Origin of the sequence: Eubacterium uniforme, assembly GCF_900167115.1 — a bacterium.
Taxonomy (GTDB): Bacteria; Bacillota; Clostridia; order Lachnospirales; family Lachnospiraceae; genus Eubacterium_S; species Eubacterium_S uniforme.
Map to the genome: position 1 here is coordinate 36,404 of NZ_FUXZ01000003.1, position 13,554 is coordinate 49,957.

General features: G+C 30.3%; 10 protein-coding genes. All 10 read right to left on the reverse strand.

The window, feature by feature from the left end:
• Positions 1-25 precede the first annotated feature (25 nt).
• The 10 genes from B5D16_RS01735 to B5D16_RS01780 all read right to left on the reverse strand — a co-directional run bounded on the left by B5D16_RS01735 (position 26) and on the right by B5D16_RS01780 (position 13,522).
• Positions 26-562, reverse strand: coding sequence for a hypothetical protein (locus B5D16_RS01735; RefSeq protein ID WP_078765242.1), 537 nt, complete (start codon positions 560-562; stop codon positions 26-28).
• Positions 559-4,824 (reverse strand): transglutaminase domain-containing protein, encoded by a 4,266-nt coding sequence (locus B5D16_RS01740; RefSeq protein WP_078765243.1) that lies wholly within the window; start codon positions 4,822-4,824, stop codon positions 559-561. Before B5D16_RS01740 ends, B5D16_RS01735 begins: the two co-directional genes overlap by 4 nt.
• On the reverse strand, positions 4,814-8,404 hold the full coding sequence (locus tag B5D16_RS01745; protein ID WP_159444253.1) for an InlB B-repeat-containing protein: 3,591 nt from the start codon (positions 8,402-8,404) through the stop codon (positions 4,814-4,816). Before B5D16_RS01745 ends, B5D16_RS01740 begins: the two co-directional genes overlap by 11 nt.
• Before the next feature lie 87 nt (positions 8,405-8,491).
• Complete coding sequence (locus B5D16_RS01750; RefSeq protein WP_078765245.1) at positions 8,492-9,634, reverse strand: PP-loop family protein; 1,143 nt, start codon at positions 9,632-9,634, stop codon at positions 8,492-8,494.
• Positions 9,634-10,827, reverse strand: a complete 1,194-nt coding sequence (locus tag B5D16_RS01755) for a MalY/PatB family protein (RefSeq protein WP_078765246.1) — start codon at positions 10,825-10,827, stop codon at positions 9,634-9,636. Before B5D16_RS01755 ends, B5D16_RS01750 begins: the two co-directional genes overlap by 1 nt.
• Before the next feature lie 20 nt (positions 10,828-10,847).
• Positions 10,848-11,231 carry a VOC family protein gene (locus B5D16_RS01760; RefSeq protein WP_078765247.1) on the reverse strand — a complete coding sequence of 128 codons (384 nt, stop codon included), beginning with the start codon at positions 11,229-11,231 and terminating at the stop codon, positions 10,848-10,850.
• A gap of 74 nt (positions 11,232-11,305) precedes the next feature.
• Positions 11,306-12,145: a DUF3737 family protein gene (locus tag B5D16_RS01765; RefSeq protein ID WP_078765248.1), complete on the reverse strand. Its 840-nt coding sequence runs from the start codon at positions 12,143-12,145 to the stop codon at positions 11,306-11,308.
• Positions 12,146-12,166: 21 nt separating this feature from the next.
• On the reverse strand, positions 12,167-12,490 hold the full coding sequence (locus B5D16_RS01770; RefSeq protein ID WP_078765249.1) for an inorganic diphosphatase: 324 nt from the start codon (positions 12,488-12,490) through the stop codon (positions 12,167-12,169).
• A gap of 25 nt (positions 12,491-12,515) precedes the next feature.
• Positions 12,516-13,244 carry an HAD family hydrolase gene (locus B5D16_RS01775; protein ID WP_078765250.1) on the reverse strand — a complete coding sequence of 243 codons (729 nt, stop codon included), beginning with the start codon at positions 13,242-13,244 and terminating at the stop codon, positions 12,516-12,518.
• A gap of 11 nt (positions 13,245-13,255) precedes the next feature.
• On the reverse strand, positions 13,256-13,522 hold the full coding sequence (locus B5D16_RS01780; RefSeq protein ID WP_078765251.1) for a DUF1294 domain-containing protein: 267 nt from the start codon (positions 13,520-13,522) through the stop codon (positions 13,256-13,258).
• Between the last annotated feature and the right edge of the window lie 32 nt (positions 13,523-13,554).

The window sequence follows — 13,554 nt, forward strand, 5'->3', positions numbered from 1 at the left end:
TTTAGCATCTACTGCAGGATTAATATTACTTATTATCCGATTCTTCCAACCACCATGGTTCATCTATTAAGTATGTTTCTTCACTTAACACTTCTCGAATATCTTCGTTTATGAATTTGTCTTTGTCGTAGTATGTTTTGGTTTCGTATAATGTAACTTCATCAAATGGTACAGCTAAAAATACTCCATCTCTATCTTCTCTTGCAACCTTATATTTCGAATCAAATTCTACTGTATTTCTTAAGCTATAACAAACAACATAAACCCATATTTCACCTTTTTCAGGAAAATCTATAAAAGATTTATACTTTCTACCATTACATATGACGTAATGATTAATTTCATATAAATACTCTATTTCGTTAGATTTTGCTGGTTTAGAATAATATACATACTCCGTACCACTTAATTCCTCATAACAGTCTTCCTCTTTATCATCAAGACAAATATAAAAACCGTCTGGCTTATCTCTATCCTTTTCATCACCAATATAACCATAATTACTTAAATAATAATCCTTATCTTTATAGCCAACATATATTCCAGTTCTTATATGTTTCATAGTTTTATCCACCTTCCTAGATTACTTTTAAATATGTATTGTTCTACTATTTTACCATCTACATATTTATTAAGAGTAGCTCCATCTTTTATTTTAACTCTCTCTTCTAAACCCCATTCCCATTCCGGAATAGTAGTTCCATTTTCCGCTCCAGTAAACGCATTACCAGTACAAGGATACTCAACTTCTTTAGTACCTCCAAATTTACTACCATATGGCTTTTCAAACTTGTATATATCATTTGAAGATTCTAGATTAAATTCCATTTCCCAATGACAATTACCCCCATCTGGAAATGGTCTTTTTCCCTTTACTGTATAATCTAATCGGTATGTTTCTACTACATCCTTATAATTATGACTTAAATACTTTGAATCTTCTGCTCGCGATACGAAGCCAGAGATTTCATTATTACTTGTTGTTTTATCAATATAAAAGTTTCTAGCATCCGCATCCGTAAAAACTTTCTTCAGTCTATTACCTTTATCAATTTTTATTCTTTCTCTGATATTATACAAAATATCAACTTCATCCGGTCTTAATTCATTAATATCTTTAAGTTTTAATTTATCAAATTCATCAAATGATATATTATTTTCCTTCAAGCCTTCACAGACTTTCTTTACTAAATCACCAGTCTGTTTTGATTTTACCATTTTTAATGCATCATCGCCATATGTATTTATTAACTCTATAGCTTCTTTTGCATCTGATTTAGCTAAATCCTTTATAGCATTTACTATATCGTCACCATATTTTGTTATCATCTTCTTTCCGTCTTCACCATATGATTCAAATAAATCTGCTACATCTTTTCCATATTTCTCACTTTGTTCTTTCCAGAATTCTTTTGTACTTGAGCCACTTCCTGAATTACCTGATCCACTATTTCCTGAACCACCATTACCTGGCTTACCTGATTCTCCTGCATCTCCGTGATTTCCAGAATTGTTTCCATGCTCTCCTGAACCTTCTTCTGGTTTTCCAGTATTTGTATCTCCTCCTACATTTTCATCTGATGGTTTACCTTCTTCTGGCTTAGCATTATCACCTGGTTTTTCTCCTTCACCAGCATCTGGGCCATCTCCAGCATCAGCTCCTTCAGCTGGTTCTCCACCTTCGCCTGGTTTACCACCTTCGCCTGGCTTTCCGCCTTCTCCTACTCCCGGACCTTCTCCGGCTCCAATTCCTTCTCCAGCACCTTCTCCGACTCCTTCTCCGGCTCCTTCTCCGCTTCCCCAACTAAACTCACCTGTCTCGTCAGCGAAATCAAACTTAACTCTACCTTCCCACTTTCTCCTAATGAAATCCTTGAACTTTTCAGTATCAAATTTATTTTCAAAGCCTCGAATTACTCTTGGAAGAGCATATTCAAACAAGAATAATAATAAACCTGTTTCCAGTGCCTTCTTTAAAATCTCTATTATGTTATCAGCACTTGGATCCTTAAGATAATCTATCCAATTACCGAATGCATCTCCCATTTCCATAATTGAGAATACAGCTCCAACAACACCCATAATTAATATTGCCAACTGTAATACACTGAACGCACCTGTTAAAGCTGTTGCAGCACCTAAAATCATACCTACTGCACCAATTAAGAAATGCGCCATAACGGCTAAAGTAAATATAGTTGCTACCGCCATTAAAATGGTAACAAATGTCATACCAAAATCCTTACATGATTCACCACCACACAAATTACCACTAATCATATATGATGCTTCACCAGTATTTGCATCAAGTGCTATATATCCTGTTCCATACCACTGATAATAATAAATATCTTTTTCTGGTACAACTACAACCTTATCATTATTTATAGCTCTTTTTATTTCATTCTTTGTTGCTGATTCAATTTTTAAATTATCAATTTCTTCTTTGTTCTCTTTCGAAATAACTTTTAATTCGATGCCTCTTTCTCCAGCTTCTTCAAATACAGAAACAGTTGAAATTCCTTTTACATCAAATGATTTTTCTAAAACAAAACCTTCAAGATAAGAACCAATAAGCCCACTCATCAACATATAATTATTAATTGATTCCTTATCATCAGTTATATATTTACTCTTATCTATATCTTTATCAAAATCACTTTTATTTCCAAGATATGATAAACCTACTGTATCTGTATCTACGTCAACACAAAAACTTCCTTCTGTAATGGCCATAGGTACACCTAACATAGTACTAACCTTAGGTGTATATCCTATAATACACTCACTAATACATCTACCATACTTTACATTATTAGCATTAGCTAAAAGTGTATCGTAATAATCAAGATAACCAAAATATGATGTTCCAATTGCATTAAGCATCTTTGAAATCATAACATCATTAGTTACTTTACCATCACTAAAGTCATTAGCATATGAAGTCATATTTGTAGTTGCTTCATCTAAAATAGACTCACTCATAATATTATAGTCAAATATAACAGAATAAACTCCACCTGCTATTAAACTATTTTCAACTTTAACATTATCAATTCCTGCTTCCTTTATGTTTAATATCAAGTTAGTAAATTCTCCAGGAATTTGAGCTTTACCTTTTATTGTTTTTTCTCCATCTATAGTTATGACTGGACATACTCTAATAAGATAGGCAGGTGTACTATAAATATCCCCATACTTATCTATAATCGCTTTATCTTCTTTTGTTTCCGGTTCATAAGATAATGTTACTTCTTTACCATATAAATCTGAAGTGTTAATACTAATATCTGCATCTGACTTATCGCCAAAAATATTTGCATATAACGCTCCTTTTAACGAAAAAGAAATTGTATCTACACAATCATCAGGTAAAGTTGCACCCTCGTATTTTTCATTAACCACATAATATTTTAACTCAGAAGGTAAATATCCTAATTCCTCTTTCTTAATATATCTAAATCCTATTGAATTACCTATTTCTTTAGTGTCAATCTTTCCTTTTGATAATTCATCTTCTATAAAATCTAATGAATCATCACTATTAACATCTACAAATTTATGAACACCCGAAAAATCCTCATATGATACATCATCTGATATATTAGTATTTACACTTTCAGCTTTACCATATTTAGACATACTTTCAGATATTAACTTTTCTACATCCTCATCTTTCTCAACTTCTTCATATTCTTTAAATGATGGATCTAAATTTATCCACATCTTTTTTCCATTATTTCTATCAACACCTCTATAGCTTTCATAGTTAACACAGGCTTTTACCCAAACATGTTCTATTCTAATTTTTGAAACTTTACCATCACAAGAGCCATGCTGTGTAGGTATTCCTAACATACTCATCGCATCTACAGCTGCTTCATCAGTATTTACACCTAACCACTCTTTTGCCATTTCTATGTCTATATCAACATAACCTATAACAAACTTAGCATCATATCCCTTATATTTAAGCATAGCAATTAAAAGCGCTGCCTGATCATAATCATTTCCCGCCTTCTGATCATATGTACCATTACAACCTAATCTCAATCCTGTATATGGTTTAAAATCAAAATTATTATGTACATATTCATATATCTTTACAGGTGTTTTTAACTCATCTGCTTTCTTTTTAAGTTCGTCATTAAGAATAAGGTATGATGGATTAGAAGATTTTTTTGTACTATCCTTTACGCTAATCTCCGATTCTGGTAATTCTTCGCCAACAATATCAGCCACTTCGTATCCATCTATCATTCCATGTGAATCATTATCATTAAACGTATCATTAACTGTATTTTTAGTTAATTTCTTAATCTCATCATTAAGATTTTTAATGTTCTTTTTAGTTTCTTTATCTGAAACACCCTTCTTAATTCCACTCTTTATATTAAGTACATCTTTATCTAACTCATCTATCGTTTTATTTAGATTACCTTTATATTCCTCTGCTCTTTCAATAATCACATTAGAATTAGTATACTTATGTACTTCTTCATACTCTTTATTAATTGTTTTTTTAGTTTCATTTAAAACGTCTTCAAGTTCAGAAATTTTATCTAATCTTTCTGATTTTAAACTTCCACCTAACTCTTCTGATTTTTCTGTTAAAGTTACAATACTTTTTGCAGTTTCTATCTTTAATTCAGGTTGTTCATAATCCTCAACCTCGTATATCTTTTGCTTACTTGCTTCTTTTAGTGCTTTTACTCTTTCCTTATCAAATGCATCAGGCACATATGAAGAAACCACAGCTAAAATGACCGCAAGATTAACAGCAATAATTCTATTATATTTATTTCTTAATATTTTACTTATCATTTGTACAATCCTTTTCTTTCTTCTTTAACAATAAACAAACCATTATAAGTGACATACTTTGAATTAATAACAACATTCTTATCAAGTCTTTATTCATATAATCTCCAGTCTTAGGTGTTGATTTGTTAGTATCATTTTGATACTTACTATTATTTAATTCTTCTTTATCACTTTTCTCTCTGTTATAATCTTTGCTATTGTTTCCATCATTCTTTTTATTTACAATATTAATATTTGTCTTCTTATCATCACTGTTTCTATGTTTGCCTTTAACTATATACTTCTTTTTAGACTTTTTATTCTTTGAAGATTTTCTTTTATCAGTTTTGTTACTAGTATCACTTTCTTCTAATCTCTTATTAGTCTCTTTCTTGTGCTCAATTGTTTCTTCATCTTCTTTCTGAACAAAATATGCAGTAATAATAACATCTGATTTTGGCATGACAATTTCTATTTCAGATTTATTAATCTGATTATAATCAAGAACATCTCCCTCTGATACCCATTTATCAAACACATATCCATCATTAGCTTCTGCTTTTAATTTAACCAATTCTCCTGATTTATATAATCCGCTTTCACAACTAACTTTACCGCCATTTTTTACTTTAACATATAAATTATATCTCTTCTCTTCAAGATTTATTGTTGTAACATCAAGTGTGTGATACGTACCATCAATTTTTGCAATAAGAACTGCAATATATTCACCTTCTCCTAATGTATCAACATTTACATCAACCTCAGTAGAAGCTGTTCCTTTTGCATCAAGAATAATATTCTTATCTGTTTCCTTTTTGATGTTTTCATCGTTAACATTAACTAAAACAATGCTACTATCAACATTTTGGATCGTACCATTTCCTTCAAGATTCATTTTAATCTTAGCCGTAATATTATCATCAAGATAATGATTACCATCGGTAAAACCAACACTTCCTGATAGTTTTATATTTTCTTCGTCATCATCAATTTCTTTATTATGCGATAATAGATTCTTTTCATCATCAGTTAACTTATTTACATCTTCATCTAAATTACTTTCTTCTGAATCTTCATTATCTTCAGTATTAAATTTTCGGATTTTCTTAACACATTCTAAATCGATATCATCTAAAATACGTTCAACTTTTTCATCATTTTCATTTGAATATTCAAGTTTAATATCTTTAATTAAATTAATCTTTTCATTCTTTTCAATTTCGTCTAATCCACCACATGAAACTTTTAATCCAAATTCCTCACCAACACTTACATAATCCTTTAAGAACTTAACTGTTTTAGTTCCATCTTCATTTTCAATCACTTCATTCGGTTCAATTTCAAATGAGATATTTTCATAAGGAATATCCTTACCCAAAGTCATCGATACTGTAACATCTCTTCCTGCCATCTTAAAGATATCTCCAACCAAATCATCAACGCACTTTGTAATATCTTCTCTATTTTCTACTCCTATAAATCTACCACCTGTTAAGTCCGCAAAATATGTCATATCTTCTATAGCTTTTGATAAATTCCTTGGATGAATATTACTTTCAAGTAAAACTGTATATATTGTAATCTCTTTTTCTTTTAAACCTTCTTCATCTAATACTTTTTCATCCCCTTCTCTTACGCCATCACTGAACAAATAAATAACCTTATCTCTTTCCTCATCTTTAAAGTCTTTTACACAAGCATTAAGATTTCTATAAATTGGTGTACCACCCCATAAAAAGAATCTTCTTTTTCCTTCAATCCATTTAAAGATTTCTTCTTTATCACTAGAAAACTCATGCATTACTGAACTTTTTGTAATAAATCTAAACTCAACTCTATCCTGTGGTTGCATTTTTGAAACAATATTAATAGCGCCATCAAGAGCCTCGTTCCAATCATCACCATTCATACTTCCAGAATCATCTAAAATAATTATTATGTCCATAGGTCTTCTTTTAATATTCTCTGAAAGTCCTTTACCCGACAAATTCAAATCAACATTAACGCTCTTTGTATCTTCTTCAATAAAGTCTACACTTGTTTTATAATCAAAGTCAATTCTATTTTCATCTTCAGTCTCAAACATTTTAACGAACGTACTTTTATTAATTAAACTCTTAATACCTTCTTTAATAGCAACATTAACTTTCAATAATCCTTTTTCTTCTACCGCCGGAACATATTCACTTGTATCATAAGAAACACATCGATTATCTTTTCCACATACCAATTCTTTTACGTTACTATAAATAGTATTTCCGTCATTATCTTCTACACTTATATATGCACTTGTTTTTCTATCTGCATTTGCTAAAACATATACCTTTGGAGTTATTTCAATTCTTCTTTTAGATCCAATTTTATATGCTTTTGGAGTTACTTCTACATTTAATTCTGAAACCTCAAAATATTCATCTATATTAAATTTCTTTATTTTACTTGAAATAACCTCTCCATTCTCATCAATTAGATTTACTAAAATGTGGTATTTTCCAATGCGATTTTTTGTATTATAAATAAAGGTGTTTTCCTTGTTTTCTAACACCTCACTATTTCCATTTTCATCATACAAAACAGCACTAATACTCATACCTTCTTTTAGTCCTATAACAACAGGCTTAAATAAAATATCTGTATATGCTTTTATCTTTCCATCTTCTGTTGCTAATACTATATTCTTAATATATGAATCAACGTCTTTTTCATTAATCATTTGTAAGTAATCACTAACTATAGAAATATACATTGCAGTAAGTTCAACATCTTCATATAAACTTCCATCGCTAGATAACTTATCATTTATTTCTTTTATTCTACTCTTTGTATTATCATCATTTCCAAGTAAGGCACTTGTACAAATTAAAGTATTCTTTATACTTGCTTTATCAAGTCCCCATGCATTCTTTGTATTTTCTTTTTTCAATAAATAATCATACGCTTTATCGATAATACCTTTATAAGCACTTCCGTCATTTAATTCAAGATTTTCTTTTAATACTCTATATACATATGCTGTTAAAAAGATACTCTCTTCTTCATTGTTATATGAAAAACTACCATTTGTATTTTGGTTTTTCTTTATATACTTTAATGTTTTTTCAACAACTTTCTGTGCATAATCATCACTTAAATACATATTTTCAAGTGCTAAAATTGTATCTAAAACATCACTTTCATACCCCTTAGAAATAGAAAATCCGCCATCATAGTTTTGTAATTTTTCAAAATCCATGCTGGCGGTATTTATATTATTCATATATTTTGCAAGATTCATTCTAAATAAATCATCATTATTTCTTGTTTCTTTTGTATCTAAATACTTTATTGTTTTATTTACTATTTGTTTACTTTCTTTTACAGAAGATAAATAATAAGAAACTATCTCCTCGTCATATATCTCCATTCCCTTTTTAAAACTTCCATCCGCATTTTGTGTATTATCAATCCACTCAATCGCTTTATCTAAAGAATTCTTGATTTCTGTACTTGAAATCACTTCATCCGAATAAACCTTATTATCCATTCTTAATAAAGCAACCTCAACGCACATAACAAATGCTATTGCTATCGCTATAAATCTTAATGTAACCTTGGTCATAATTATCTCCTTTTTTTCTTTTATTTTTCCGCCACAAGTTAACATTATACATTTTTCTCAACAATACTTCAAGTATATATTCTTTTATTAATACTCATCCAAGAAGTTATGTCTAACTCCATCTTTCTTATATTCAATAACTGTATCAAGCTGAACATTTTCAACACTTCTGAAAATGTTAGATTCCACAAATGGATTTGTCTTTTTAAGTTCTGCTATTAACTTCTTTGTTTCAAGTCTTTTTGAAGATGTTGTTCCATCTTCATGACAAGTGCTACATGTATCTGTAAAGTGACATGCACATTGTAAGAAGTGTAATTCGTTATAATCTCTCCATGCACAAATATCACTTTCTCTTACAAGATAAAGTGGTCTAATAAGTTCCATACCTTCAAAGTTTGTACTATGAAGTTTTGGCATCATAGTCTGAATCTGTGCACCATGAATCATGCTCATAAGAATAGTTTCAATAACATCATCGTAATGATGTCCTAATGCAATCTTATTACATCCAAGTTCTTTAGCCTTACTATATAAATATCCTCTTCTCATTCTTGCGCATAAATAACATGGACTTTTTTCAATTGTATCAACCGTATCAAATATCGTACTTTCAAAAATGGTAATTGGAATTCCAAGAACATCTGCATTACTTTTAATTAACGCTCTATTTTCTTTGTTATATCCAGGATCCATAACTAAGAATGTAAGATCAAAATCTACCTGTCTATGTCTTTTTATTTCTTGAAAAAGTTTAGCCATAAGCATGGAGTCCTTACCACCAGAAATACATACTGCAATATGATCTCCATTTTCAATTAACTTATAATTCTTACATGCCTTTGCAAACGGAGAAAAAACCTGTTTATGAAACTTCTTCTGAATACTTCTCTCAGCTTTCTTTCTACGTTCTTCTTTATCTAAATCACTTGCATAACTAGATTTTACAAATTCTAAAAATCCACCTGCCAAGCTATAACACTCTCTATCTTTAAGACACTCTAATCCATCATCTATGTCTTTTGATTTTCTTCCAATTTGGCAATAAAATATTATTTTTTTATCTTCAGGAATTGCCTTGAATTCTTCACTAGTATCCAAATCCTCTAATTCGATTCTAATTGCTCCTGGCATCATACCATAAAGAGTCAATCCCTCATCCCTTATATCAACAAGCTGATAAGATTTTTTATCAAGCTTACTTAATTCCTCTATAGTTATCTCTTTCATCACAATACCTCTTTTAGTCTATTCATAGCATCTTCAACAACACTTCTTGGAGCTGCCACATTTAACCTAATATGATTTTTGCCACCTGTTCCATAAGTTTCTCCATCGATAACCCAAAGTCCAGTTTTATCTCTAAGCCTCTTAGCAAATGCATACGCTCCATCTCCAAGTCCACTTATGTCAATCCATACAAGATATGTTGCAACACTTGGAACAACCTTTATATTATCAAAATTTTGCAATATATAATCCCTTACGTACTCAACATTTTTATAAATATACTTTCTAAGTTCATCGAGCCAGACTTCACCATAATTATATGCAGCGATTGTAGCCTCTATGGAAATAGGATTTGGCATTCCAATTTCTCTTAAATATAATGCATCAAAAACCTTTTCTCTTAGTTTCTTATTAGCCACCGAAACTGCCGACGTAAAAAGACCAGCAAGATTAAAAGTTTTAGTTGGTGAAATACACATAATACTTATATTCTTATTAACCTCATTAACTCGAGCAAATGGTGTATAATTAACGTAAGGTACAGTTAAATCACAATGTATTTCATCACTTATAACAACAACGCCATACTTACTACATATTTCGCCAATTCGTTCTAATTCTTTTCTACACCACAATGTTCCCGTTGGGTTTTGTGGATTACAAAAAATCAAAAGATTATTTTTTTCATCCTTACATAAACTTTCAAATAAATCCCAATCCACTTCATAATGTCCATTGCTTGCTCCACTATGCGGTGAATCTAATGCAAACAAAGGATCTTCAATATATTTTAGCGGGCATTCCTTAACCACTCTTCCACTACTAATTATACTTGTAGCAAATGCATTATATATCGGAGTCATTATGATTACTCCATCTCCAGCATTAGTTAATTTCTTTATGATATTTGTAATAGCCGGAACAATACTTGTACAAAACATAAGAGATTCTTTTTCCATCATATACTCGTATCTTCTATCCCACCAATTTATGTATGCATCATACCATTCATCAGGAACGTAAGTATAACCAAATATACCATGATTAACTCTTTTAATCATGGCTTCCTTAATCTCAGGTGCAGTTTCAAAATCCATGTCTGCAGCCCACATTGGAAGTTCATTTGCTCTAACTTTCCATTTTTCAGAATATGTATTTTTCCTATCAATTATTCTATCAAAATCATATTTCATAATTTGCATCCTTACAAATACTACTTAGTTATTTCAATTAAATTTCCTTCAAATCCAACAATACAGCTTTCATAATAACCATCACCTGTAGTTCTTGGTCCACTAATAACTTCGTATCCATCTTTTCGGAATTTTTCAGTTATACTATCAACATTTTTCTCATCACCCACAGATATTGCAATATGAATATACCCAGTGCGATTTATATTTTTATCATCATCAACCATACCTGGTTTATTCATAAGTTCAAGTTTTGAATCATCATCAAAACTAATAAAATAGGATCTAAAATCTGTTTTTTTATTATGATATCCATCATTAGATTTACAATCAAAATACTTCAAGAAAAATTCTCTTGCGCCTTCAAGATTATTAACATACATTGCAACATGTGTAATTCCCATAACTCTTTCTCCTATATATACATACATTTAGATAGTATCAATTTGATACTATCTAAATGTATTATTAATATTCATCATATTTTATTTATAATTATTTCAGCCTTAGCATTTTCATCATCCATTATAATATCATTAACGCTATCAACCTTTATGTATCCACTCTTAGGATTTTTAATACTTATAATCTCACCAATTAAATCTGCTTCAACTTCTGATTTTTCAAAGGATAAATCAGTATCTATCATTTTACAATTAATAAGTTTAAGATTCTTACAATAACATAAAGGCTGCGTTCCTATTATTGTACAATTTTCAAATGTAACATTCTCGCAATACCAGGCAAGATATTCACCTTTCACCTTACAATCTTTCACATAAACATTCTTAGCATGCCAAAATGCATCCTTTGTATCTAAGTCACAATTTTCAAAGACACAATCTTCAATATATTGAAATGAATACTTTCCTGACATCTTAATGTTCTCAAACCTAAGTTTATTTGATTTCATCATACAATATTCACTATCTATCCTTGAATCCTTTATAATAAAATCATGAATAAACCATCCAAACTCTGGTGATACAATATCACTATTTTTTATTTGAATATTACCAGACTCTCTAAGTGCTTTTATGCCATGCATTTTTGTATTTTCAATATCTATGTTATTTGAATACCATAAAGCAGCTCTACATTTATCAGTCATCTCACAATCAATTATTTTTACATTTTCATCATGCCAAAATGGATATCTTAAGTTAAAATATGAATTACTAACAAATATGTTATTGCTTTCCTTCATGGCACTTTCACCATCTGCCGGTCCATCAAAAGAACACTTTATAACCTGAATGTTATTACTTCCGTATAAAGCTCTCTCCTCATCAAACCTTTCTTCAAAATATTCCTTCATTTCTTTTTTTTCTCTCCTTTTTTACATTATAACTGTTGAATCATAAAATTTTTCTGTAAATTCTACCTGTTTCATAATCTCATCAGCAGTATATTCTGCCCCCTCAGGTGCAACAACCCACTTTTCTTCCACATCATCACTTCTTCTAATAATAGCAATAATTTTTCCTTTAAACACTTTTAATGGCTCATCAACTCCTAGAATATAAGCATCCTGTTCTTCCCCATCAGGTGCAATTATCCCCTCTATGTATCCATAATTAATGGGATAATACATATCCTTATATTCCGGATGGTAACTTCCAAGTGGTCTATCCACCGTAACTTTTACAAATTCTCCTATCAAATATTTTCTCCTTTTCTTTCAACCATTATTTTTTTGTTTCTTCAATTATATTTTTAAGATCCGTCCAAGAGCTAATCTTTAAAACGTCCCCATGATCTTTACTTTTATCACTTGCTCCTCTATACCATATAGGAGTCATTCCAGCCTCTTTAGCACCTTCAATATCACATTCAAAATTATCACCAGCGAACCATATGTCGCTAGCTTTTAAATCAGCCTTTTCCATTACCAAATTAAAAATTCTTTTATTTGGTTTCCTAAATAAATATTCACTTGTTGAAATAATAAATTCAAAATGATTACCAGGAATTAAATTGCAAATTCTTTCTTCAACAACTTTTCCTGAATATGAAATATTACTTAACACACCGGTTCGAATTCCTTCATCATTTAAATAATCTAAAAACTCTTCTATCCCATCTGTTGGCTTTCCTGGAGATGCATTATCCCAGAAAATTCTATCAATCATATCAAAATCTATATCTAATTCAATGCCTAGTGATTCATACAAATATTTTGAAAAAACTCTATTATGAACCTCTAAATCAGCATCTTTAGGATGTATATTAGGATTAAAACGTCCTATTTCAGCATTTATCTTCTGTGCTTCCTCCTGAACTTGTTCTGCAGAAAGATTATATTTATTCTTGACAGCGTGTTTAAGAACTGCTTCAGTCCCCTTTACTCCATCAAAAATTTCCTCATCAACTAATGTCTGTCCATAATCAAAAATGATCATTTTTGGTTGTTTCATTTACCCATCTCCTATATAAATATAACTGCCAAAATAATATGTACAATAAGAATAAGTGGCATACCTATTACAAAGTACCAATGCTTTGTTTTATGTCTAAACACATACATCCCTAAAAGTGTCCCAATGCTTCCACCTATTAGACTAACTAAAAATAAAGTCTTTTCAGGAATCCTCCAAGCATGCTTTTTGGCCTTTCTCTTATCAATACCCATAATAAAAAAGCCAACCACATTCATTATTATAATATATATTAGTAAAAATTTTAATCCATTCATTTATATCTCCTAAAATTTTAACTGGCATATAA

Excerpts from the sequence above, each read along its gene's own strand:
- B5D16_RS01745 (WP_159444253.1), bottom strand. The coding sequence starts at position 8,404 with ATGACCAAGGTTACATTAAGATTTATAGCGATAGCAATAGCATTTGTT.
- B5D16_RS01735 (WP_078765242.1), bottom strand. The coding sequence starts at position 562 with ATGAAACATATAAGAACTGGAATATATGTTGGCTATAAAGATAAGGAT.
- B5D16_RS01765 (WP_078765248.1), bottom strand. The coding sequence starts at position 12,145 with ATGAAGGAATATTTTGAAGAAAGGTTTGATGAGGAGAGAGCTTTATAC.
- B5D16_RS01760 (WP_078765247.1), bottom strand. The coding sequence starts at position 11,231 with ATGGGAATTACACATGTTGCAATGTATGTTAATAATCTTGAAGGCGCA.
- B5D16_RS01780 (WP_078765251.1), bottom strand. The coding sequence starts at position 13,522 with ATGAATGGATTAAAATTTTTACTAATATATATTATAATAATGAATGTG.
- B5D16_RS01755 (WP_078765246.1), bottom strand. The coding sequence starts at position 10,827 with ATGAAATATGATTTTGATAGAATAATTGATAGGAAAAATACATATTCT.
- B5D16_RS01740 (WP_078765243.1), bottom strand. The coding sequence starts at position 4,824 with ATGATAAGTAAAATATTAAGAAATAAATATAATAGAATTATTGCTGTT.
- B5D16_RS01775 (WP_078765250.1), bottom strand. The coding sequence starts at position 13,244 with ATGAAACAACCAAAAATGATCATTTTTGATTATGGACAGACATTAGTT.
- B5D16_RS01750 (WP_078765245.1), bottom strand. The coding sequence starts at position 9,634 with ATGAAAGAGATAACTATAGAGGAATTAAGTAAGCTTGATAAAAAATCT.